Source organism: Bradyrhizobium sp. NBAIM08 (genome assembly GCF_020193935.1).
Taxonomy (GTDB): Bacteria; Pseudomonadota; Alphaproteobacteria; order Rhizobiales; family Xanthobacteraceae; genus Bradyrhizobium; species Bradyrhizobium yuanmingense.
Genome location: NZ_JADYVR010000002.1, coordinates 649,913 through 673,086, shown reverse-complemented (window position 1 = coordinate 673,086; position 23,174 = coordinate 649,913). Strand labels below are relative to the sequence as shown.

Here is a 23,174-nt window from a genome sequence, read left to right as displayed (position 1 = left end):
ACCTCTCCCGCGTGCGGGAGAGGTCGGCGCGAAGCGCCGGGTGAGGGCTTTCTCCTCTGGGGGAATCCCACCGCGGAGGCACCCTCTCCCCAACCCTCTCCCGCAAGCGGGAGAGGGGGCGCACTTCTCGCGAGGCAACGATCACGCCTAACAACACCTCGCTCTATTCCTCGAACCCGTTCGGCATGCCCGCTTTCGCTAGCGCCGCGGCACGCGCCTTCGTCCAGCCTTCGAGGAACGCCTTGTCGTCCGACGGCGGATTGGACTTGCCGTAATCGGCCCAGGCGGCCGCCAGCACCTCCTGCCGCTTGATCAGCTGGTTGTTGTGTGCCTCCTGAGCGTCGCTCCATTGGCCGGCCTCTTTCAACGCCTTCACCGCGCCGGGATGCACCGGCACCACCCAGTTCTTGGTCTGGCGGTTGGCCGCGAGTCCGCCGGCGCCGGGCGCGGAGTCCTTATAAGCGTCGTAGTTGACGATCATCGCCTTGGTGATCGCATAGACCTGGTCGGCCGGTTGCGAGGCGTAGGCGACGAAGATCGGGTAGGGATAATTGCCGAGCTCGATCGGCTTCTCCGGCGAGATGCCGGCACCGCAAGTCGCAAGCTGCGGGAAGAAGAACGAGCCGACCTTCTGCATCCGCGCCCAACCTTCCTTGTCCTTGGCGGGCAGCGGCGGCCAGATCAACCCGCGCGGCGAAGCCTCGGCCTCCTTGGCGGGACCGGTGATGGTGGTGCCGAAGGCGGCATCGACGTCGTTGTTGATCAGCCCTTTCCACATCGCGCCGTAGCTGGCGAATTCGACAGCCTTGACGTCCTTCTGCGTCAGCCCGGCGAAGGCGAGCACCGCGAGCGAGTTCTGGTTCAGCGCGGGTGAGCCGACCACGAAGCCGACGCGCTTGCCCTTGAGGTCCTTCAGCTCCTTCACGCCGGTGTCGGCGGCCACCGCAAGCGAGGCGCAATTGCAGTCGACGGTCGAGAGCAGGGTCTGCAGCGGCTGCGGACCCCATTCCTTCGAGCCGAACTCGAACACGCCTTCCTGCGCGAAGTAGGTGCCCGACCCCATCGCCGCGGAAACCGCGCGCTTGGCGCGCAGCGGCGCGAGGCGCGCGACGTCGTTGCCTGCGGGGAGCACGCGCACGTCGGTGCCGTACTTGTCCTTCATCATCTTGCCGACGCCGACCGCGATGTTGAATCCGGCGGTGCCGGTGTCATAGGCGGTGAAGGTCAATGTCGCCGGCAGCTTGATGTCTTCGGCGAACGAATAGCGTGTAGACGCAAAAGAAATGCCCGCCACCAGAGCAGGCGCGAGCACGAGCAGCCCACGAAGCATGTTTCCCTCCAATGATCTTCGCTTTGCCGCGAAGATTTTCATTCTTTGTTTGAAACAACGTTTTGTTTGAAACCGATCATGTCACCGCGATCAAGCGATGGCAACGCCATACAGCGCGCGTGGGAATGCGACTGACACATTGTCGCGGAAAAGACCGGATAAGACGCTCAGCTCGCGACGATCGCTATCGCCTGTCCCTCCGCAACGACGTCATCGACCTTTACCAGAAGCGATGTGATGGTGCCGTTTGCGGGCGAGGGCACTGGGATCTCCATCTTCATCGCTTCGACCACCACAACGTCATCGCCATCCGCGACGGTTCCTCCAACTTGCACGGGAGTTGCGCAGATGCGTCCCGCGACCTCCGTGACGATCTTAATTTCTGGCATGCCATCGCCTTTTTGTTGTCGTCGCAAAATGCCTGAGGTAGCGTCGTCTGCAAGTGGAATTTAATTCCGCACAGCGGAACACAACGGTAGGGATCATGGGACGACGTTCGGAGCGGTTGAGCAGGCAAGGTGCGCTCGCTGGCGAAGCCGGTGAGGGTGATGTGATCCAGGTGGTGTCGCGCGCGTTCGACGTATTGCGATGCTTCGAGGGCCACGAGGCGCGACTCGGCAATCTCGAGATTTCAAATCGCTGCGGTCTGCCGCGCTCGACGGTATCGCGGCTCACGCATACGCTGACCCGCATGGGCCAGCTCGTGTATCTCCCGCGCGACCAGAAGTATCGCATCGGCCCCAGCGCGGTGGCGATGAGTGCTTCGATGATGAAGGGCGCGCAGCTGCGCAGCATGATTCGCCAGCGGCTGCAGGAAGTCGCCGAACAGCTGCCGGGCACGGTCGGCTTCGTCGTCCCCGACCGCTTCCATCTCGTCTATCTCCAGTTCGCGCGTTCGGCGACGGCGCTCGGCTTGCACGAGGGCACCGGCAGCCGCATCTCGATGGCCTCGACCGCCGCGGGCGCGGCCTACACCGCGGCGCTCGCGCCGGAAGTCGGTGATGCCTTCGTCGCGGACATGGAGCGGGAAGCCCCCGAAGCTGCGAAGATTCTCAAGCCCCGCATCGAGGCCAACCGGCAGATGTTGCGCGAGCGCGGCTATGTCGTCGCCTGCGGCCTCTGGAGCCCGCACATCAACGGCCTCGCGGTGCCGATCTGGTCGCCGCAGTACCAGACCTTCGTGGTCATCACGATCGGTCTTCTGTCGGCGATGTATGACGAGCAGCGTCTGCACGAGGAAGTCGCACCGATGATGCTCCAGCTTGGCCGCTCGCTCGGCAGCCTGATGGAAGGCGCGGAAGGCGACGCCTTCAACAACCGTATCTCGCGTAAGCCGGTCGCCATGGCCGTGCACAACAATAACAAGCCGATCCATTCGGAGGGAGTGAATGAACTGGAAGCCGGAACTCGACGAGCTCGCCCGGCGCGAAGCCTTCGCGCGGGAGATGGGCGGCGTTGACAAGGTCAAGCGACAGCATGACCAGGGCCGGCTGACTGTTCGGGAGCGTATCGACAAGCTGATCGACAAAGGCAGCTTTCACGAGATCGGTGCCGTCTCCGGCATCGGCGAGTACGATTCCAGCGGCGATCTGAAGAAGCTCACGCCGGCCAATTGCGTGTTTGGCCGCGCGCGCGTCGACGGCCGCACATTGGTCGTGGTCGGCGACGATTTCACCGTGCGCGGCGGCTCGGCGGATGCGTCGATCTCGGCCAAGCCGCTGATGGCGGAGGAGATGGCGCACGATTTCCGGCTGCCCATCGTCCGCATCATCGAAGGCTCCGGCGGCGGCGGCTCGGTCAAGACCATCGAGACCAAGGGCGCGGCCAATCTGCCCGGCGGCATCGGCGGCACGCGCTGGTATCGCTTCACGACGGAGAATCTGTCGCGCGTGCCGGTGGTCGCGCTCGGCCTCGGCTCGGTGGCGGGCCTGGGCGCCGCGCGTCTTGCCGCCAGCCACTATTCCATCATGACGCGGAAGTCCGCGATGTTCGTCGCGGGTCCGCCGGTGGTGAAGGCGCTGGGGCAGGACCTTACCAAGGAGGAGCTCGGCGGCGCCGACATCCAGACCCGCGCCGGCGCGGTGGATCATGCGGTCGACACCGAGGAGGAGGCGTTCGCCTGCGCGCGGCGCTTCCTCTCCTACCTGCCGTCATCGGTCTACGAGCTGCCGCCGACCTTGCCCTGCACGGACAGTCCTGAACGCAGCGACGAAGCGCTGATGAACGCGGTGCCGCGCAACCGCAAGCAGGTCTACAAGATGCGGCCGATCATCGAGTCCGTCGTCGACAAGGGCTCGTTCTTCGAGGTCGCCAAGAACTTCGGCAAGCCGATCATTGTCGGTCTCGCGCGGCTCGAGGGCAGGGCGGTGCTGTTGCTCGCCAGCGACAGCTTTCATTACGGCGGCTCCTGGACCGCGGATGCCTGCCAGAAAGTGGTGCGCTGGGTCGACTTCGCCGAGACCTTCCACCTGCCGGTCGTCTATCTCATGGATTGCCCCGGCTTCATGATCGGCCTTGATGCGGAGAAGGCCGCCACCATCCGCCACGGCGTGCGTGCCATGGCGGCGGTGAACCAGACCACCGTGCCCTGGTGCACCGTGATCCTGCGCAATGCCTTCGGCGTCGCCGGTGTCGTGCACCAGCCGGCCGACCGCTTCTCGATCCGCTATGCCTGGCCCTCGGCCTATTGGGGCTCGCTGCCGCTCGAAGGCGGCATCGAAGCCGCCTACCGCGCCGACATCGACGCGGCGGAAGACAAGGCGGCGAAGCTGAAGGAGATCGAGGAGCGGCTCAACAAGCTCCGCTCGCCGTTCCGCTCGGCCGAAAAATTCTGGGTCGAGGAGATCATCGATCCCAGGAAGACGCGATCGCTCCTGTGCGAGTTTGCCCGGCTCGCGGAGCCGCTGCGAAAGCCGGGGCCGCCGGAGAATATGACGATCAGGCCGTAGCATCCTTGTGCCAAGTCATGACGCTCGTGCGCCGGACGCAGCGCGCCGCTGCCCTGGCGATGCGAAGCATCGTCCAGTTCAGCGGTGCGCTGCAGAGCCGGGGCCCATGCCACAGCGAATCTGGAGCCTCCTGGGTCCCGGCTCAGCGCCGCAACGCTTGAAGCGTTGCAGTGCGTCCGGGACACGAGGTGCGGCATCGACACAATCCAAGACACTTCCACGGCAAAACAATAACGCGCTAAGCTCCGCCAACAAGAACAAGAGGAAGCGCCAATCGTGTACGACTTCATCATCGTGGGCGGCGGCTCGGCGGGGTCCGTGCTGGCCCACCGGCTCTCCGCCAGGAGCGCCAACAAGGTCCTGCTCTGCGAAGCCGGTCAGGACACGCCACCCGGCAACGAGCCAGCCGAAATCAGGGACAGCTATCCCGGCACCGCCTATTTCGATCCGCGCTTTCACTGGACCGAGCTCAAGGTGACGACCCAGGTCGTCAGCCACAACAATCCCGAGGAGTCGCGGCCTCCTTTGCGCAAATACGAGCAGGCGCGCGTGCTGGGCGGGGGCTCGTCGATCAACGGGCAGATGGCCAACCGCGGCGCGCCGACCGACTACGATGAATGGGAGGCGCGCGGCGCCGAGGGGTGGTCGTGGGCTGACGTGCTGCCGTTCTTCAAGAAGGTGGAGCGCGACCTCGATTTCGACGGACCGTATCACGGCAAGGACGGAAGGATCCCTGTCCGCCGCATCCCGCGCGAGCACTGGACGCGGCATTCGGAGGCGTTCGCGCAGGCCTTCCAGCAGGCCGGCCATCAATTCGTGGCCGACCAGAACGGCGAATTCGTCGACGGCTTCTTCCCGGTGACGCATTCCAATCAGGCCGAGCAGCGCGTCTCGGCCGCGATGGGGTATCTCGATCGCGACACCCGCGCGCGTGCGAACCTTGCGATTTCGACCAACACGCAGGTGCGAGAGCTGCTGTTCGAAGGCACGCGCTGCGTCGGCGTGAAGGCGATGGTCGACGGCCGCGAGCAGGAATTCCGCGGACGCGAGATCATCCTCTCCAGCGGCGCCATTCATTCGCCGGCGCATCTGCTCCGCGCCGGCATCGGCCCCGTCGGTCACCTCAAGGAGCTGGGCATTCCCGTGCTGGCGGCCTTGCCGGGGGTGGGCCAACGCTTGATGGATCATCCCTCGATCTCGCTGTCCTCCTTTGTCCGCCGCGGCGCGCGCATGAACGAGCACACCAGGCGCCACATGCAGCTCGGCCTGCGCTACTCCTCCGGGCTGCCTGATGTGCCCAAGGGCGACATGTTCGTCGTCGTCATCAGCAAATCGGCCTGGCACGCCGTCGGCGCGCAGATCGGCTCGCTCCTGACCTTCGTCAACAAGACCTATTCCGAGACCGGACAGGTCAAGCTCGCCTCGCGCGATCCCTCGGCAGAGCCGATCGTCGAGTTCAACCTGCTGTCCGACCGCCGCGATCTCGATCGCCTGATGAGCGGTTTCCGCAAGATGGCAGCGATCCAGATGAGCGAGGTAGTCAGGAAGGTGACGGACAAGCCGTTTCCGGCCGCCTATACCGATCGCGTCCGCAAGATCGGCGTGGTCAACACCAGGAACAAGATTCTCACCACGATCGCCGCGGCCCTGATGGACGGGCCGGCGGCGCTGCGTCACTACATGATCGACAATTTCGTCGTCGAAGGCTTCACCTTCGATCAGGTGATGAACGACGACGAGGCGCTGGAAGCCTTCGTGCGCAAGGCGACGATCGGCGTCTGGCACGCCTCGTGCTCGTGCCGCATGGGCCGCACTGAGGATCCAATGGCGGTGGTCGACAATCAGGGCCGCGTCAAGGGCGTGCAGGGCCTGCGCGTCGTTGATGCCTCGATATTCCCGGTGGTGCCATGCGCCAACACCAACTTTCCGGTGTTGATGTCGGCGGAGAAGATCGCGGCCGCAATGATGCAATGAGTGGCAGCGAGTTCTGGCGATCCGGGCAGTGCGGGCAGGAGGAGCGCTGATGGATACTTGCCTTGCGCGGACCGACTTGGTTGCATGCCGCGAGCTTGACGCGCTGATCGAGCATTCGAGCGCTGCGAGTTAATCATCTCAGGCGCTACGTGTAGGCTATGAGATCGTGCAGTCGTGGCGCACGATCGCAGCCATTTTCAGCCGCGCTTTAGGCCCATTTCAGCCAAACTGTTATTGGTTTCTCGTTGCCCGGGGCAGGGTCTCTCATTGGAGTCCTGCAATGTTCAAGCGAGTATTTTCTGCGTGCGTCCTCGTTATCCTGGGTTCTATCGCTTCGGAAGCGCGCCCTTATCGCATTCATCAAGCTCCCGAATGCAACGTCACCATGCCCTGCGACTTCTCCTACTCGCAGGCGCGACGCGAGCGGGTTGCCAGGCCCTCACTGGCTTCCAGATCTTCGCTGATTTCCAGGTCCACACTGCAAGCGTACCGCTCGACACAACTGACGGTGACTGATGCTGGGAGCACGACCTCGCCGGCGGCCGTCTCCGGTGCCCACGGCGCTCGCATTGTCGGTGGCCGTCCGGCCGGTTGCCCTTCGTCGTTCTGCGGCTGCGGCGCGGCTCTGCGCGTGTTCGGCCGTATCGTGCCGGAATTGAATCTTGCGTCCAATTGGCTCCGCTTTCCCAGGACATCACCCGCACCGGGAATGGTTGCTGCGCGACGAGGACACGTTTTCGTCCTTGAACAGCACCTCGGAGGCGACGTCTGGATGGCCTATGACGCCAACTCGGGTGGGCGCGCGACGCGAATCCACGCGCGTTCGCTGCGAGGGTATACGATTGTCAACCCGCGCGGCGGCTCGGTGGCTTGAGGGCAGCGGATAGCGCTCCAAAAACTGCGGACGGGTCGCAACATCTTTGCGACCCGCCAACGCCGAACGCCGAGCCGATCACAGCCGGAGCACCTTGCCGGGATTCATGATGTTGTGCGGATCGAGCGCGCGTTTGATGGTGCGCATGATGTCGAGCTCGGTCTTGGAGCGGTAGTGGCTGAGCTCGTCGAGCTTGTCGATGCCGATGCCGTGCTCCGCCGAGATCGAGCCGCCCATGGAGGTGACGAGATCGTTCACGGCGCGCGTGATGGCGGGCGCGTATTGGTTCAGCGTCTGCTGGTCCATGCCCTTCGGTCCCATGAACGAGAAATGCAGATTGCCGTCGCCGATATGGCCGAGCGGATAGGGCCGGATGGTCGGGAGAATGTCGAGCACGGCCTTGAGGCCCTTGTCGATGAACTCCGGAATCCCTGAAATCGCCACCGACACGTCGAAACTGATCCCCGGTCCCTCGGCGCGTGAGGCCTCCGCCATTGCTTCGCGGATGCGCCACATGTTGCGCGATTGACCGAATGTGTGCGCGATCGCCGCATCCAGCACGCGGCCGGCTTCGAGCTGATCGGCGAGAAACTGCTCCATCTTGCCGGACATGCCCTCGGTTCCGTCCTGCCGCGGCCGCGCCGACGACCATTCCAGCAGCAGATACCAGGGCGTGTCCGCCTTCAGCGGATCCTGCGTGCCGGGAATGTGGCGCAGGGAGAGGTCGATGGCCGCCCGGCTGAGCAGCTCGCAGGAGCCGACATTGTCCTCGGACGCCGCGTGCGCCTCCGACAGGATTTCCAGCGCCGCGCGGGGATCGCGGATCGCCAGCCACGCCGTGCAGACGTCCTTCGGTGCCGGCCACAGCTTGAGCACGGCCTTGGTGATGATGCCCAGCGTCCCCTCGGCGCCCATGAACAAATGCTTGAGGTCGTAGCCGGTATTGTCCTTCTTCAGCGCGCGCAATCCGTCCCAGACCTCGCCGCTCGGCAAGACGACCTCGAGCCCCAGCACGAGATTGCGGGCATTGCCGTAGCGCAGCACCTGCACGCCGCCGGCGTTGGTGGAGAGATTGCCGCCGATCATGCAGGAGCCCTGGGCACCGAGGCTCAGCGGCAGGAAGCGGTCGTGCTCGCTTGCGGTCTCCTGAAGCGTCTGTAACACGCAGCCGGCCTCGACCGTCATCGAATAGCCGACGGGATCGACATCCAGCACGCGGTTCATCCGGCCGAGCGACAGCACGATGCCGGTGTGCGCAGGCCAGGGCGTCGCCCCGCCCATCAGGCCGGTGTTGCCGCCCTGCGGCACGATCGCGACGCCGTGCTCGTGGCAGAGCCGGACCACTTTCGAAACCTCCTCGGTGCTGCCAGGGCGAACGACGGCGCCGGCGTTGCCGACCAGCAATCCCCGCCAATCCGTCACAAACGGCTGCTTGCCATGCTCGTCCTCGATCAGGCCTTTGTCGCCGACGATCGCGCGCAACGCATCGCGCAATGGTTCGGTCACGGGAGCGGTCGGGATGGTGGGCAGGGACGTCGGGAGCGGCATTTGTTTCCTCTGGCACATCTTTGTGTGTACTGAGCGCGCGAAGCGCCGCAGCCATTGTCCACGTTTAGGCTGCCGAGTCTAACGGCAATGCGCCACGCGTGTGGGGAGTTTGGGTCGGCCTGACCGCTTGGAACGGTCCGCAGCAGCACGACGTTTGCCTCTCGGCACAACAGGAGAGCCGCATGGCGAAGGTTGACGAGGAGCTCATCCGGGTGAGAGCCCACCAGCTTTGGGAACTCGCAGGCAAGCCGGAGGGCCGCCAGGACGAGTTCTGGCGAGAAGCCGAGCGCGAATTATCAAACGACGCCGGCGCAAATGCCGAAGAATCCTCAAAGACTTTCACGGAGTAATCCGCGAGCGAACGGTCTGGCGCTATCGGGCTTCAACCAGCTGGCGGGCATTGGCCATGGCTGCGCCCGAAGCGGTGTTGTCGAAAATGCACCAGACCGAGGCCGCCGCGCATCCGGCCAGCCGCACCTTGAGCGCCGCCAAGGCAGCCGCGTCATAGCTGGAATAATAGACCCTCGGTGAACCGTGAAGCCGAAAATAGGCCAGCCCGGTCCAGCCGCCGGGCGCAGCGCCATTGGCGGCACGCGGTGGATCCGCGGCCACCCGCGCGACGCCTCGTTGCGCCAGCCAGTCGTCGGCCGGCCTGGTGAACCAGCTCGCGTGCCGTGGCTCGCAAACCACCGGCACCTGCCCCCCTTTCTGCAGCGCTATTACGAGCTTCCCGGCGCCGCGCCTTGCGAAGATTGTCGACGAAGGCAATTGCAGCAGCAGCACGCCGAGCTTTTGCCCAAGGCCGGAAATCTCCTCGCAGAACCGATCGACGTCCGCGCGATCGAACCTCAGCTCCGGCGCATGGCTGATCGATTGCGGGACCTTGACCGCAAAACGGAAGCCGGCCGGCACCGCAGCGCTCCATCGCTCATATGTCGTGCGCCGATGCGGACGATAGAACGACGTGTTGATCTCGGTGCAGTTCAGCACTGAGGCGTAGCGCTCAAGGTGGGAGCCCTCGGCCTTGAACGCATCCGCATGCTGGGACGGCACGTTCCATCCCGCCGTGCCAATCCGAAGGGCATGCTTGCGCGTCCGTCCAGGCCTGTCTGTCATCGCCACAGCATAGGAGGCATCTTTGCGGCGTGGTCATGTCGGAACGATTTGGCCCGCCTTCACGACACTGCGGGGCTCTGTTTCTTCTGTCAAACCGGAAGGCAGAAGACGTGGTTCCTTCTCACGCCATCGCCACTTGCGGCTTCGGCTGCCGCGACAGCGCCAGCACGATCAGGGCCGCGAACACGCAGAGCGCGCCGGCGATGAAGAAGGCGGGCAGGTAGCTCTGGTAGACTGTGCGCGAGAACCCCGCGCCGAACGCCGCGGCGCCGGCGCCGAGCTGATGGCCGGCGAATATCCAGCCGAACACCAGATTGGCGCGCTCGGGCCCGAACTTTTGCGCGGTGAGCCGCACCGTCGGCGGCACCGTCGCGATCCAGTCGAGACCATAGAACATCGCGAAGACCGAGAGGCCGTAGAAGGAGAAATCGCTGAACGGCAGGAAGATCAGCGAGAGCCCGCGCAGGCCGTAGTACCAGAACAGGAGCCAGCGATTGTCGTAGCGGTCGGACAGCCAGCCCGACATGATCGTGCCGAAGAAGTCGAAGATGCCCATCGCCGCCAGCAGGCTCGCCGCCTGCACCTGCGGGATGCCGAAATCGAGGCACATCGGGATCAGGTGCACCTGCACCAGCCCGTTGGTGGAGGCGCCGCAGATGAAGAAGGTCGCGAACAGGATCCAGAACGTCATCGACGTCGAGGCGTCGCGCAGCGTGCCGAGTGCAACGCCCGTGATCGAGCCGTGGCTGACGGGCGGCGCGGGCAAGGGTGCGGTGCCTTCGTCGCCGAACGGCCGCAGGCCGACGTCGCTGGGGCGGTCACGCATCGCGAGCAGCACGGCCAGCGCGGAAACACCGAGCATGATGCAGACGAGACCGAGCGCGAGGCGCCAGCCATAGCGCTCGGTGAGGCTTGCCAGCAGCGGCAGGAACACGAGCTGGCCGGTGGCAACGCTCGCCGTCATGATGCCGATGACGAGGCCGCGTCGTGCCGCGAACCAGCGCGTGGCGATGGTCGCGCCGAGCACCAAGGCCGTCATGCCGGTGCCGATCCCGATCACCACGCCCCAGAGGGCAATGAGCTGCCAGACCTCCGTCATGCCGAGCGAGAGCACGAGCGCCGAGACCACGATCAGCTGGGCGGCCAGCGTGACGTTGCGCAGGCCATAGCGGTTGAGCAGGGCGGCCGCGAACGGCGCCATCAGTCCGAACAGGATGAAGCGGATCGACAGCGCGGACGAGATCTCCGCCGTGCTCCAGCCGAACTCCTTCTGCAGGGGAACGATGAACACGCCGGGCGCGCCGACCGTGCCGGCGCTGATCAACGCGGTGAGGAAAGTCACGCCGACCATCACCCAACCGTAATGAATGTTACGGCGGGACAGTGCTGCCGCGAGCCAGTTCGAGATCATTGGGCCTCAACATTGATGGGCAGGCCGAGACAGACCTGCGTCAGTCTAGAGGATGACACGGGATGTATCTGTCGCAAATGACAGAGTTCCCTCGTTTCCGGACGTCCGCGTCAGCGGCGTTCCACCGCGATGGCCGTGGCTTCACCGCCGCCGATGCAGAGTGCGGCGATGCCGCGCTTGAGGTGGTTGGCCTCCAGCGCATGCAGCAGCGTCACGATCAGCCGCGCGCCGGTGGCGCCGATCGGGTGGCCCAGCGCGCAGGCGCCGCCATTGACGTTCAGCTTGTCGCGGGGAATGCCGAGGTCGCGCTGCGCCGCCATCGCCACCACGGCAAAGGCCTCGTTGATCTCGAACAGGTCGACGTCGCCCGCGCTCCAGCCGACCTTGTCCAGCAGCTTGCGGATCGCCGGGATCGGCGCCGTGGTGAACCATTGCGGCTCCTGGCTATGGGTGGCGTGGCCCTTGATCTCGGCGAGAACAGGCAGGCCGCCCCGGTCGGCAAGTGCGCGCTTCGTCAGCACCAGCGCGGCGGCGCCGTCGGCATTGGCGGAGGAGGCGGCCGGCGTGATGGTGCCGTTGGCGCGGAATGCCGGCTTCAATCCGGGGATATTGGCGGGGTCGACCTTGAGCGGATGCTCGTCATTGGCGATCACGCGCGGGCCGGCCTTTTCGGTCAGCGTGATCGGCGCGATCTCGGCCTTGAACGCGCCGCCCTCGACGGCCTTGCGGGCGCGGCTGAGCGTCTCCATCGCATAGGCGTCCTGGTCCTTGCGGGTGAATTGATAGGCTTCCGCGGTAGCTTCGCCGAAATCGCCCATGGAACGGCCGGTCTCGTAGGCGTCCTCCAGGCCGTCCATCATCATGTGGTCGATGATGCGGTCGTGGCCGACGCGATAGCCGCCGCGCGCCTTGGCGAGCAGGTAGGGCGCGTTGCTCATGCTCTCCATGCCGCCGGAGACGACGATGTCGGCCGAGCCGGCGCGGATGATGTCGTGCGCCAGCATGGTCGCCTTCATGCCGGAACCGCAGACCTTGTTGACGGTGGTGGCACCGGTCGCATCAGGCAGACCGGCGCTGCGTGCGGCCTGGCGCGCCGGCGCCTGGCCTTGGCCTGCCGGCAGCACGCAGCCCATGAAGACCTCGTCGACCTTCTCCGGAGCGAGCTCGGCGCGCTCCAGTGCCGCCCCGATCACGTGTGATCCGAGCTTGTGCGTGGAAAGCTGTGACAATTCGCCCATGAAGCGGCCGAGTGGGGTGCGTGCGGCGGAGACGATGACGACGGGCTCGGCGGCTTCGGCCATGACGAGAACTCCCTGGCGATGACGTGTAAGATGATGGACATCATATGATGCGTCGCAAAAAATGCAACCGCGACAGGGATGAGAAAATGTCGCGGGCCGGATGAGATTTGGTCGTGCGATTGGGGGCTGCTTACCCACAGTACGCTGTCATTGCCCGCGAAGGCGGGCAATCCAGTATTCCAGAGGCCACGCGGCTAGAACCGGGAAGGCGCGGCGTACTGGAGGCCCCGCCCCCGTGCGCAACTGCGCACTAGGCGGGGCATGACACCGTCTTTTCTTGGCTGCGCTGTTGCTTCCTCGCGTCTACCGCTTCCGGTTGACAAACGCGCCCATCAGCCGCGTCGGCTCGTCCGTCAGGAACGACTCGCCGAACACTTTCACGCTCAAATTCACCGACTCGGTCAGCGGCAGCTCTTCCCACTGCCGCAGCAGCGCCTTTTGCGAGCGCAGCGCCTCGGGGCCGCATTCGAGCAAGGCCTTCACTAGATGCTCGACCTCGGCATCGAGTTCGCCGGGCGCAGCGACCTTGTCGACCAGGCCCCATGCCAGCGCCGTGGCTGCATCGATGTTCTCCGCCGTCATCACCAGCCAGCGCGCGCGGGCCCAACCGATCAGGCGCGGCAACAGCGCGGCATGGATCACCGAGGGGATGCCGACACGCACCTCGGGCATGCCGAAATGGGCATCATGCGCGGCGACGCGGAAGTCGCAGGCCGCCGCCACTTCGAGCCCGCCGCCGAGGCACCAGCCCGGCATGCGTGCGATGATCGGGGCAGGGAAGGCGCGCACCGCCTCGCAGAGATCGCGCAGGCGGCTGATGAAGGCCTCGGCGGATGTCTGGTCGAGCCCGGCCATCTCCTTGATGTCGGCTCCGCCGATCAGGCTCTTCTCGCTCTGTCCGCGCAGCACCACGACGCGGATGCTGCGGTCGGATGCGAGCTGCTGCAGGCCTTCGCGCACGGCGTCGGTCACGGGCGAGCCGAGGATGTTGAGCGGGCCGGCGTTGCAGATCGCGACATGAACGACGCCGCGCGCATCGCGCGTCACGCCGCAATGATTGTTGAGCATTTCCATCGTGGGATCTCGAAAGGTTTCGTGGACATGCGCGGGGCGCGCCGGTCGGGATCACTTCCGGGCCGAAACGTACGTCTTGTCAAGCGACGGGGAGGGCGGGTTGCCAGCGTGAAGTCCGTGGCATAGTATGACGAATATCATCTAAAGAGGCTGCCATGACCGGTGACGATCAACCCGACCTGTTTTCGCCCGCGCAGAGGCGGGAACGCGTAGTGGACTGGCAGGTGCCTGCGCCGGTGGCGCGGGCGGCGATGGGCCTGTCGGGCATGGATGCCATGCTGGGCATCCGTGACGGCCGCCTGCCGCCGCCGCCCTTCGCCAAGCTGATAGGTTTCACCATGGCCGTGGTCGAGCCGGGCCGGATCGTCATGGAACTGGAGCCGCGCGAGGATCTCGAAAACACCATCGGACTTCTCCATGGCGCGACCGCCGCAGCGCTGCTCGATACGGCCATGGGATGCGCCATCTCGACCAGGCTGGAGGCCGGACAAAGCTCGGTGACCCTCGATCTGAAGCTGACTTATCTGCGCCCCCTGTCGGTGCGTTCCGGGCTGATTTCGGCCGAGGGCAAGGTGATCAAGCTAGGACGCCAGACCAGCTACACCGAGGGTTTTGTGCGGGACGGCAAGGGCGCACTTGCGGTCCATGCAACTGCGACCTTCTCCATGATCGGCACAACTTGACATGAATTAATGCACCCATCTCGGCATTTGCGTGTTATGAGATGATCTCCGACATTCAATGAGATCCGCATGCGCTATTCCCGGGAACACAAGCAGGAAACCCACGATCGCATCGTGAAGAAGGCCTCGGTGCGGCTGCGGGAGAAGGGTGCCCACGGTATCGGCGTCGCCGACCTCATGAAGGAGGCGGGCCTGACCCACGGCGGCTTTTACGCGCATTTCGATTCCCGCGAGGCGCTGGTGATCGAGGCTTTTGCCTACGCGATGGACCGTTCGATGGAACACTGGCGCAAGCTCACCGGCGAGGTCGCTCCGGAAAAGCGGCTGGCGCTGATCGCGGAAAGCTATTTGTCCACGCTGCATCGCGACAATCCCGGTCACGGCTGCTCGATTCCCGCGCTGGGAGCCGAGATCGCCCGCGAGAGTCCGAGGACACGCAAGGCCTTTGCCGGCAAGCTGGATGAGATGATCGAGGCCCTGACCGACACCATCCCGAACATGCCCCGCAAGGCGGCACGCAAGCAGGCGATCGCGACGCTCGCGACGATGGCCGGAACCATGCTGCTGGCGCGCATCGCCGGCTCGAGCGAATTGTCCGACGAGATGCTGAAGGCCGGCCGGGACCACGCGCTCGAGGGAGCGAAGCGTGAGTCGAAGGTGGCGGCCGCGAAGAAGGCGAAACAGAATTAGGCGAGATGCCGTGTAGGGTGGGTTAGCCATGCGATGGCGCGAAGCGTATTCGCTTGGCGTAACCCACCACTGTGTTCGTCCGCGGAGACGGAAGAGGTGGGTTACGCCTTCGGCTAACCCACCCTACGAGACCCCTAAGAGACCGCCGTTCACCGCCCAGCAAACAACGCCCGCTCGCGCTCGACAATCTCCGAGATGTAATCCGCCACGGCTCTGATCCGCGCCAGGTCCTTGCTGTCGGCGTGCATCAGCATCCAGAACGTCCGCGTGATCGAGATTTCGTCGGGCAGCACGGCGACGAGCTGCGGATAGTCGCTCGCCATGAAATGCGGCAGCACCGCGATGCCGAAGCCTGAGAGCGTGGCGTTGAGCTGGGCGATCAGATTGGCGCTGCGGAAGCGCGCCGAGATTCGCGGCGACACCTGTGGCAGATAGTCGAGCTCCGGCGTGAACAGGAGTTCCTCGATGTAGCCGACGAAGCGGTGCTGCGTCAGATCCTGCCGCGAGGCGATTTTCGGGAAGCGGTCGAGATAGGCGGGGGCTGCGTAGAGCCCGAGGCGGTAGTCGAGCAGCTTGCGCCCGACGATGCGACCTTCCTTCGGCATGGTCAGGCTGATGGCGATGTCGGCCTCGCGCTTGGAGAGGCTGAACAGCCGCGCGGTGGCCACAAGTTGCAAATCGAGATCGGGATAGCAGTCCGCGAACGGCGTCAGCCGCGGCGCCAGGAAGGCGGTGCCGAACCCATCAGGCGCGCCGATCCGCACCGTCCCGGTCAGCCGCGCCACGGAGCCGCCGACCTGCTCCTGATTGGCAACAATGGTCGATTCCATGGCTTCGGCGCTGTCGGCGACGCGCTGGCCGGCCTCGGTGAGGAGGTAGCCGGTCTTGCGCCGGTCGAACAGCTTGGCCGAGAGGTGCTTCTCCAGCCGGTCGACGCGGCGGATCACGGTGGCATGGTCGACCCCCAGCTGTTTTGCCGCAGCCGAAACCGAGCCGCCCCGCACGATGGCCAGCACGAAGCGAAAGTCGTCCCAATCGATAGCGCCTTGATCCAGCATTTTCGCACATCTATGGTGCATTATCTCAGACTTGAATCCTATAAAATGCAGGTCAATAGGATTTGTCAAAGCGACCACGCTCGGCCTGAAGGAGACCATTCCATGCGTTCAATCGGACATTTCATCGGTGGCAAGGAGGTCAAGGGCACCTCGGGCCGCACCGCCGACGTTTTCGAGCCGATGACCGGTGACGTTCAGGCCAAGGTGGCGCTGGCGTCCAAGGCCGAGGTCCGCGCCGCCGTCGAGAACGCGCGCGCCGCACAGCCCGAATGGGCCGCGACCAACCCGCAGCGCCGCGCCCGCGTCATGATGAAATTTGTTGAACTGGTCCAGCGCGATTACGACAAGCTCGCCGAGCTGCTCGCGCGCGAGCACGGCAAGACCGTCCCCGACGCCAAGGGCGACATCCAGCGCGGCCTAGAAGTCGCGGAATTCGCTTGCGGCATTCCGCATCTGATGAAGGGCGAGTACACCGAAGGCGCTGGCCCCGGCATCGACATCTATTCGATGCGTCAGCCGCTCGGCGTCGTCGCAGGCATTACGCCGTTCAATTTCCCGGCGATGATCCCGATGTGGAAGTTTGCGCCGGCGATCGCCTGCGGCAACGCTTTCATCCTCAAGCCCTCGGAGCGCGACCCCGGCGTGCCGATGCTGCTCGCTGAACTCATGATGGAAGCGGGCCTGCCCGCCGGCATCCTCAACGTCGTCAACGGCGACAAGGAGGCGGTCGACGCCATCCTCGACGATCCCGACATCAAGGCCATCGGCTTCGTCGGCTCGACGCCGATCGCGCAATACATCTACGAGCGCGCCGCGCAGACCGGCAAGCGCTGCCAGTGCTTCGGCGGCGCCAAGAACCACGCCATCGTCATGCCGGACGCGGACATGGACCAGGCCGTCGACGCGCTGATCGGCGCCGGCTACGGCTCGGCCGGCGAGCGCTGCATGGCCGTTTCCGTCGCGGTCCCCGTCGGCAAGTCCACCGCCGACCGCCTGATGGAAAAGCTGATCCCGCGCGTCGAGTCCTTGAAGATCGGCACCTCGATCGATCCGTCGGCCGACTACGGTCCGCTCGTGACCCGCGAGGCGGTCGAGAAGGTCAAGAGCTACATCGACATCGGCGTCAAGGAAGGCGCGACGCTCGCCGTCGACGGCCGCGGCTTCAAGATGCAGGGTTACGAGAACGGCTTCTATCTCGGCGGTTCGCTGTTCGACAACGTCACCAAGGACATGCGGATCTACAAGGAAGAGATCTTTGGCCCGGTGCTCTCGGTGGTGCGCGCGCACGACTACAAGGAGGCGCTGGCGCTGCCGTCCGACCACGATTACGGCAACGGCGTTGCCATCTTCACCCGCGACGGCGATGCCGCGCGCGACTTCGCGGCCAGAGTCAACGTCGGCATGGTCGGCATCAACGTGCCGATCCCGGTGCCGATCGCTTATTACACCTTCGGCGGCTGGAAGAAGTCGGGCTTCGGCGATCTCAACCAGCACGGCCCGGACTCGATCCGCTTCTACACCAAGACCAAGACGGTGACCTCGCGCTGGCCGTCCGGCGTCAAGGAAGGTGCGGAGTTCTCGATCCCGCTGATGAAGTAAGGCTGTAGCCCAGCCTGTCATTGCGAGCGCAGCGAAGCAATCCAGACTGTCACTGCGGAACTACTCTGGATTGCTTCGTCGCTTCGCTCCTCGCAATGACGAGAATAGTGAGCAGCCCAGCATGCAGTTCGCTCTGAACGAGGATCAGGTCGTCCTTCGCGACATGGCGCTGGCGTTTGCGGCGGAAAGGATCGCGCCGCACGCGCTGCGTTGGGACGAGGAGAAGTATTTTCCAGTCGAGGTGATGCGCGAAGCCGCCAAGCTCGGCATGGGCGGCATCTATATCCGCGACGATGTCGGCGGCTCCGCCATGACGCGGTTCGACGCAGCGCTGATCTTCGAGGCGCTGGCGACGGGCTGCCCGACCACCTCGGCCTTCATCTCCATCCACAATATGGCGAGCTGGATGATCGATGCCTTCGGCAGCGACACCCAGCGCCACCAATGGCTGCCGAAGCTCTGCACCATGGAGCTGATCGCAAGCTACTGCCTGACCGAGCCGGGTGCCGGCTCGGACGCCGCGGCGCTGCGCACGCGCGCCGTGCGCGACGGCGACCACTACGTCCTAAACGGCCAGAAGCAATTCATCTCCGGCGCTGGCGGCACGGATATTCTGGTCGCGATGGTACGTACCGGTGGCGACGGTCCCGGCGGCATCTCGACGCTCGTGATCGACGGCAAGGCGCCGGGTGTCTCCTTCGGCGCCAATGAGCGCAAGATGGGCTGGAACGCGCAGCCGACCCGCGCGGTGATATTCGAGAACGCCCGCGTGCCTGTGGCCAATCGCCTGAGCGAGGAGGGCACAGGCTTCAAGATCGCGATGGCCGGCCTCGACGGCGGCCGTCTCAACATTACGGCGTGCTCGCTCGGCGGCGCGCAAGCAGCACTCGACAAGGCGCGCGCCTACATGAAGGAGCGCAAGGCGTTCGGGAAGCGGCTCGACGAATTCCAGGCGCTGCAATTCCGTCTCGCCGACATGGCGATCGAGTTGGAGGCCGCGCGCACCTTCCTGTGGCGCGCCGCCGCGGCGCTCGATCGCAAAGACCCCGACGCCACCATGCTCTGCGCCATGGCGAAACGCTTCGGCACCGATGTCGGGTTCGAGGTTGCCAACCATGCGCTGCAACTCCACGGCGGCTACGGCTACCTCAGCGAATACGGCATCGAGAAGATCGTGCGCGACTTACGCGTGCACCAGATCCTCGAAGGCACCAATGAAATCATGCGGCTCATCGTGGCGCGCAAACTGATCGAGGGCGCGCGATGAGTGGGGTGGAAGAGGGCGATCTGGTCGCGCGCGTCGAAGGCGCGGCCGGCATCATCAGGCTCAATCGTCCCAAGGCGATCAACGCCGTGACGCTTGAGATGTTTCGCGACATCGACAAGGCGCTCGATCGTTTCGAAGCTGATCCTGCAATTGCCGTGATCCTGCTGGAAGGCGCCGGCGAGCGCGGCCTCTGCGCCGGCGGCGACATCCGCACGCTCTGGGAAAGCTCGAAGGCGGGTGGCGATCTCGGCAAGATCCTGTGGCGCGAGGAGTACATCCTCAATGCCCGGATCAAGAAATTTCCAAAACCCTATGTCGCCTTCATGGACGGCATCGTGATGGGCGGCGGTGTCGGTCTGTCCGCCCATGCCAGCCACCGTATCGTCACCGATCGGACCAAGCTCGCGATGCCCGAAGTCGGCCTCGGCTTCTTCCCCGATGTCGGCGGCACCTATCTGCTGTCGCATTCGCCGGGCGAGATCGGCACCTATTTCGGGCTGACCGGCCAGACCATGAACGGGCCGGACGCGATCCACGCGAAGTTTGCCGATTGGGTGGTGCCGGCCGTGAGATTGCCGGAGCTGCGCGAGGCGCTGACCAAGCTGCGGTCCGGTGCGACCGCAGCCGATGTCAGCAAGCTCATCGACGGCTTCGCCTCCGGCGAGACTGCGGGGCCGGTCGCCGCCAGGGAGCCGGTCATCGATGCGTTGTTCGGCTTCGACCGCATGGAGGACATTGTCGCTGCGCTGAAGCGCGATGGTTCCGAGTTCGCGCTGGCCACGCTGAAGACGCTGAACGAAAAATCGCCGCGCGGCATGGTGGTCACGCTGAAGCTACTGCGCCTTGCGCGCGGATCGAGCCTGGAAGAGTGCCTGGTTCGCGAATACCGCGCCGCGCTGGAGGTGTTTCGGAGCGATGATTTTCGCGAGGGCGTGCGCGCCGCCGTGATCGACAAGGACCGCAACCCGACCTGGTCGCCGCCGCGGATCGAGGATGTGACGCCGGAGATGCTTGCGCCCTATTTCGCCGAGATCGGCGCGGACGAATTGAAGTTCAATTAACAACGCTGTAGCGGAGGAAACGACAATGGCGACGATCGCATTCATCGGTCTCGGCAACATGGGCGGCCCGATGGCGGCCAACCTCGTCAAGGCCGGCCACAAGGTGGTGGCGTTCGATCTTGTCGAAGCCTCGCGCAATCAGGCCAAGACCGATGGCGCCAGCATCGCCGACAGCGCACCGGCCGCGGTGAAGGGCGCCGATGTCGTCGTCACCATGCTGCCCGCAGGCAAGCATGTGCTCGGCGTCTGGAACGAGGTCGTGCCCGCCATGACCAAGGGTGCGCTCATCATCGACAGCTCCACCATCGACGTCGAAAGCGCGCGAGCCGCGCATGCGCTCGCCGCCAAGCACGGCGTGCTCTCGGTCGATGCGCCGGTCTCCGGCGGCACGGGCGGTGCCAAGGGTGCGACGCTCACCTTCATGTGCGGCGGCGAGGAGAAGGCATTTGCCGCGGCCAAGCCCGTGCTCGAGAACATGGGCAAGAAGATCGTACATTGCGGCGGTGCCGGCGCAGGGCAGGCCGCAAAAATCTGCAACAACATGATCCTCGGCATTTCCATGATCGCGGTGAGCGAAGCCTTCGCGCTCGGTGAGAAGCTCGGGCTCTCGCATCAGGCGCTGTTCGACGTCGCCTCGACCTCGTCCGGCCAGTGCTGGTCGCTGACCACCTATTGCCCGGTGCCGGGCCCGGTGCCGACCTCGCCGGCCAACAACGATTACAAGCCGGGCTTTGCCTCGGCGCTGATGGTGAAGGACCTCACCCTGGCGCAGGATGCGGCCAAGGCTGCGGGCGCGGCGACGCCGCTCGGCAAGCATGCGCAGGAGATCTATCAGTCTTTCGACGCAGCCGGCCAGGGCGGGGTGGATTTTTCCGGAATTATCAAGCACGTTAGGAGTTTAGCCGGGAAAGCTTGATGACCACATTCCAGGAAGCACGCGCGTTCCTTCTGCAACACCGCACGGAATACGAGGCTGCGGTCAAAGGTTTCCGCTGGCCTGATCCGGTTCCTTTCAACTGGGCGCTCGACTGGTTCGACGCCGAGCTCGCGGCCAATGCGGACAGCAAGGATCGGCCCGCGCTCTGGATCGTCGATGCCGCCCAGGACAAGCAGACGAAGCTGTCCTTTGCGGCGCTGTCGCGCCGCTCCAACCAGGTCGCCAACTTCCTCCGCGCGCAGGGCCTCCGGCGCGGCGACCATCTCCTGCTGCTGCTCGGCAACGTGGTTCCGCTGTGGGAGACGATGCTTGCCGCGATGAAGCTCGGCGTGGTCGTCATTCCCGCCACGACGCTGCTGACCGCCGACGAGCTGCGCGACCGGCTCGATCGCGGCAAGGCAAGGGCAGTGGTCGCCGCGCAGGACCAGGTCGCGAAATTCACGAGCTTGGGCGCCGAGAATGTCGTTCGCATCGTCGTCGGCGCGGCCTCCGACGGTTGGCTGGCATATGACGAAGCAGCAAAAGCTTCCGAAAGCTTCGCGCCTGATGGTCCGACCAATGCCGACGATCCGATGCTGCTGTATTTCACCTCGGGTACGACAGCAAAACCAAAATTGGTGCGACACAGTCAGCGCAGCTATCCCGTCGGCCATCTCTCGACGATGTACTGGATCGGGCTGAAGCCCGGCGACGTCCATCTCAACATCTCCTCGCCCGGCTGGGCCAAGCATGCCTGGAGCTGCTTCTTCGCGCCGTGGAATGCGGGTGCGACCGTGTTCGTGGTCAACCAGCCGCGCTTCGACGCCAAGGCGCTGCTTGCCACCATCGGCCGCTGCGGCGTCACCACGCTGTGCGCGCCGCCGACGGTGTGGCGGCTGTTCATCCAGGAGAACCTCGCCTCGTTCAAGGTGGCGCTTCGCGAGGTCTGCGGCGCCGGCGAGCCGCTCAATCCTGAAGTGATCGATCAGGTGCAGGCCGCCTGGGGCCTCACCATTCGCGACGGCTACGGCCAGACCGAGACCACGGCGCTCGCCGGCAACTCGCCGGGCCAGCCCATCAAGATCGGCTCGATGGGCCGTCCGCTGCCAGGCTATCGCGTGCAGATCAGCGATGCCGATGGAAACCCGGCCAAGGAAGGCGAGGTGACGCTGGTGCTGGGCGCTGACCGCCCCGCGGGCCTGATGCAGGGCTACCAGGGCGAGGATGGCAAGTTGTCCGGCGCCGAAGGCGCGCTCTATCGCAGCGGCGACGTCGTTTTCGCGGATGAGGATGGCTACTTGACCTTCGTCGGCCGCTCTGACGACGTCTTCAAATCCTCCGATTATCGCATCAGCCCGTTCGAACTGGAGAGCGTCCTGCTCGAGCACGAGCTGGTCGCGGAAGCTGCGGTGGTGCCGAGCCCGGATCCAATCCGGCTCGCGATCCCCAAGGCGTTCGTGCTGCTGACCGCGGGTGCAGAACGCTCGCCGGAAACCGCGCTATCGATCTTCAAGCACCTGCACGCGCGCCTGGCCCCGTTCAAGCGCATCCGCCGCCTCGAAATCGTCACCGAGCTGCCGAAGACGATCTCTGGAAAGATCCGCCGCGTCCAGCTACGACGGCTCGAACGCGACGACGATCGCAGCGATCCCTTGCGCGGCCGGGAATTCCGTGAGGAGGATTTTCCGGAGCTGGCGAAGACACGGAGTGAGACCTAAGTGAACGAAGTCTGGAAGAAGCCGCCTGTTACGCTCGAGGCCTATCAGGCCATGATCGGCAAGGAGATCGGCGTATCGTCGTGGCACCTGATCGATCAGCCCCGCATCGACAGCTATGCCGACGTGATCAAAGATCACCAGTTCATCCACGTCGATCCGGAACGCGCGAAGAAGGAAACCGCGTTCGGCACTACCATTGCGCATGGTTTTCTCACGATGTCGCTGCTGTCGATCATGTCCTACGAGGTGATGCCCGTGATTGCGGGCACCACGATGGGCGTGAATTACGGCTTCGACAGGCTGCGCTTCATCTCGCCGGTGCGCTCAGGCAAGCGCGTGCGTGGCCGTTTCGTGCTGGCGGAAGCCAAGCTCCGCAAGCCAGGCGAGCTCCAGTCCCGCACCAACGTCACGGTCGAGATCGAGGGCGAGGATAAACCGGCGCTCGTCGCCGACTGGCTCGGCCTGATCTATTTCGAGTAGGCCCGTGCCGTCCTTGCCGGGCTTGACCCGGCAACCCATCGCTGCTCAAAAGCTGACGAATTCTCGCGGTTCTCACCCTCTCCCCTTGTGGGAGAGGGTGGCTTCGCGAAGCGAAGCCGGGTGAGG

The 23,174-nt window shown here is 64.9% G+C and carries 21 protein-coding genes; 13 read left to right on the top strand and 8 right to left on the bottom strand.

Going from position 1 to position 23,174, the window contains the following annotated elements:
• Positions 1 to 163: 163 nt before the first annotated feature.
• Entirely contained in the window at positions 164 to 1,330 is a 1,167-nt protein-coding gene (locus I6F37_RS09410) for a TAXI family TRAP transporter solute-binding subunit (RefSeq protein WP_036001123.1), read from the bottom strand.
• Between the two features lie 167 nt (positions 1,331 to 1,497).
• A complete protein-coding gene (locus I6F37_RS09405) occupies positions 1,498 to 1,719 on the bottom strand; it encodes a biotin/lipoyl-containing protein (RefSeq protein WP_036001120.1) in 222 nt (73 codons plus the stop codon).
• 95 nt (positions 1,720 to 1,814) lie between these two features.
• On the opposite strand from I6F37_RS09405, the gene I6F37_RS09400 reads away from it, so the two are divergent.
• From I6F37_RS09400 to I6F37_RS09385, 4 genes are all read left to right on the top strand, one after another.
• Complete coding sequence (locus tag I6F37_RS09400; protein ID WP_036001116.1) at positions 1,815 to 2,789, top strand: IclR family transcriptional regulator; 975 nt, start codon at positions 1,815 to 1,817, stop codon at positions 2,787 to 2,789.
• Positions 2,719 to 4,278 (top strand): acyl-CoA carboxylase subunit beta, encoded by a 1,560-nt coding sequence (locus I6F37_RS09395; RefSeq protein WP_036001111.1) that lies wholly within the window; start codon positions 2,719 to 2,721, stop codon positions 4,276 to 4,278. Before I6F37_RS09400 ends, I6F37_RS09395 begins: the two co-directional genes overlap by 71 nt.
• Positions 4,279 to 4,554: 276 nt before the next feature.
• A complete protein-coding gene (locus tag I6F37_RS09390; protein WP_225141515.1) occupies positions 4,555 to 6,252 on the top strand; it encodes a GMC oxidoreductase in 1,698 nt (565 codons plus the stop codon).
• Between the two features lie 280 nt (positions 6,253 to 6,532).
• Positions 6,533 to 7,126 carry a hypothetical protein gene (locus tag I6F37_RS09385; protein ID WP_225151029.1) on the top strand — a complete coding sequence of 198 codons (594 nt, stop codon included), beginning with the start codon at positions 6,533 to 6,535 and terminating at the stop codon, positions 7,124 to 7,126.
• A 78-nt stretch (positions 7,127 to 7,204) separates the two neighbouring features.
• Here the strand turns inward: I6F37_RS09385 and I6F37_RS09380 are convergent, their stop codons facing one another.
• Positions 7,205 to 8,674, bottom strand: a complete 1,470-nt coding sequence (locus I6F37_RS09380) for an FAD-binding oxidoreductase (RefSeq protein WP_225151026.1) — start codon at positions 8,672 to 8,674, stop codon at positions 7,205 to 7,207.
• A 182-nt stretch (positions 8,675 to 8,856) separates the two neighbouring features.
• Between I6F37_RS09380 and I6F37_RS09375 the strand changes: the two genes are divergently transcribed.
• A complete protein-coding gene (locus I6F37_RS09375) occupies positions 8,857 to 9,024 on the top strand; it encodes a DUF2934 domain-containing protein (protein WP_081494475.1) in 168 nt (55 codons plus the stop codon).
• A gap of 22 nt (positions 9,025 to 9,046) precedes the next feature.
• Here I6F37_RS09375 and I6F37_RS09370 read toward each other — a convergent pair whose 3' ends face one another.
• The 4 genes from I6F37_RS09370 to I6F37_RS09355 all read right to left on the bottom strand — a co-directional run bounded on the left by I6F37_RS09370 (position 9,047) and on the right by I6F37_RS09355 (position 13,576).
• A complete protein-coding gene (locus I6F37_RS09370; protein ID WP_051056846.1) occupies positions 9,047 to 9,790 on the bottom strand; it encodes a DUF72 domain-containing protein in 744 nt (247 codons plus the stop codon).
• A gap of 121 nt (positions 9,791 to 9,911) precedes the next feature.
• The gene (locus I6F37_RS09365) at positions 9,912 to 11,201 is read right to left on the bottom strand and encodes an MFS transporter (protein ID WP_109144071.1); all 1,290 of its coding nucleotides are present in this window, start codon (positions 11,199 to 11,201) and stop codon (positions 9,912 to 9,914) included.
• 110 nt (positions 11,202 to 11,311) lie between these two features.
• Positions 11,312 to 12,502, bottom strand: coding sequence for an acetyl-CoA C-acyltransferase (locus tag I6F37_RS09360; RefSeq protein ID WP_225151023.1), 1,191 nt, complete (start codon positions 12,500 to 12,502; stop codon positions 11,312 to 11,314).
• 303 nt (positions 12,503 to 12,805) lie between these two features.
• Complete coding sequence (locus tag I6F37_RS09355) at positions 12,806 to 13,576, bottom strand: enoyl-CoA hydratase (RefSeq protein ID WP_109144069.1); 771 nt, start codon at positions 13,574 to 13,576, stop codon at positions 12,806 to 12,808.
• A gap of 155 nt (positions 13,577 to 13,731) precedes the next feature.
• Here I6F37_RS09355 and I6F37_RS09350 point away from each other — a divergent pair, with 155 nt between their 5' ends.
• Both I6F37_RS09350 and I6F37_RS09345 read left to right on the top strand, forming a co-directional pair.
• On the top strand, positions 13,732 to 14,259 hold the full coding sequence (locus tag I6F37_RS09350; RefSeq protein WP_036022513.1) for a PaaI family thioesterase: 528 nt from the start codon (positions 13,732 to 13,734) through the stop codon (positions 14,257 to 14,259).
• 69 nt (positions 14,260 to 14,328) lie between these two features.
• Complete coding sequence (locus tag I6F37_RS09345) at positions 14,329 to 14,949, top strand: TetR/AcrR family transcriptional regulator (protein ID WP_225151021.1); 621 nt, start codon at positions 14,329 to 14,331, stop codon at positions 14,947 to 14,949.
• Positions 14,950 to 15,098: 149 nt separating this feature from the next.
• On the opposite strand, the gene I6F37_RS09340 is transcribed toward I6F37_RS09345, so the two are convergent.
• Positions 15,099 to 16,007 carry a LysR family transcriptional regulator gene (locus I6F37_RS09340; RefSeq protein WP_225151019.1) on the bottom strand — a complete coding sequence of 303 codons (909 nt, stop codon included), beginning with the start codon at positions 16,005 to 16,007 and terminating at the stop codon, positions 15,099 to 15,101.
• A gap of 102 nt (positions 16,008 to 16,109) precedes the next feature.
• Between I6F37_RS09340 and I6F37_RS09335 the strand changes: the two genes are divergently transcribed.
• The 6 genes from I6F37_RS09335 to I6F37_RS09310 all read left to right on the top strand — a co-directional run bounded on the left by I6F37_RS09335 (position 16,110) and on the right by I6F37_RS09310 (position 23,048).
• Positions 16,110 to 17,606 (top strand): CoA-acylating methylmalonate-semialdehyde dehydrogenase, encoded by a 1,497-nt coding sequence (locus tag I6F37_RS09335; RefSeq protein ID WP_036001072.1) that lies wholly within the window; start codon positions 16,110 to 16,112, stop codon positions 17,604 to 17,606.
• 121 nt (positions 17,607 to 17,727) lie between these two features.
• On the top strand, positions 17,728 to 18,873 hold the full coding sequence (locus I6F37_RS09330) for an isobutyryl-CoA dehydrogenase (RefSeq protein ID WP_057028900.1): 1,146 nt from the start codon (positions 17,728 to 17,730) through the stop codon (positions 18,871 to 18,873).
• Positions 18,870 to 19,934 (top strand): enoyl-CoA hydratase/isomerase family protein, encoded by a 1,065-nt coding sequence (locus I6F37_RS09325; RefSeq protein ID WP_225151017.1) that lies wholly within the window; start codon positions 18,870 to 18,872, stop codon positions 19,932 to 19,934. Before I6F37_RS09330 ends, I6F37_RS09325 begins: the two co-directional genes overlap by 4 nt.
• Positions 19,930 to 20,850: a 3-hydroxyisobutyrate dehydrogenase gene (gene mmsB, locus I6F37_RS09320; protein WP_345944086.1), complete on the top strand. Its 921-nt coding sequence runs from the start codon at positions 19,930 to 19,932 to the stop codon at positions 20,848 to 20,850. The genes I6F37_RS09325 and mmsB overlap by 5 nt, the downstream gene beginning before the upstream one ends.
• Positions 20,850 to 22,568, top strand: coding sequence for an AMP-binding protein (locus tag I6F37_RS09315; RefSeq protein WP_225151015.1), 1,719 nt, complete (start codon positions 20,850 to 20,852; stop codon positions 22,566 to 22,568). Before mmsB ends, I6F37_RS09315 begins: the two co-directional genes overlap by 1 nt.
• A complete protein-coding gene (locus I6F37_RS09310; protein WP_225112211.1) occupies positions 22,569 to 23,048 on the top strand; it encodes a MaoC family dehydratase in 480 nt (159 codons plus the stop codon). It begins immediately after the preceding gene.
• Positions 23,049 to 23,174 lie beyond the last annotated feature (126 nt).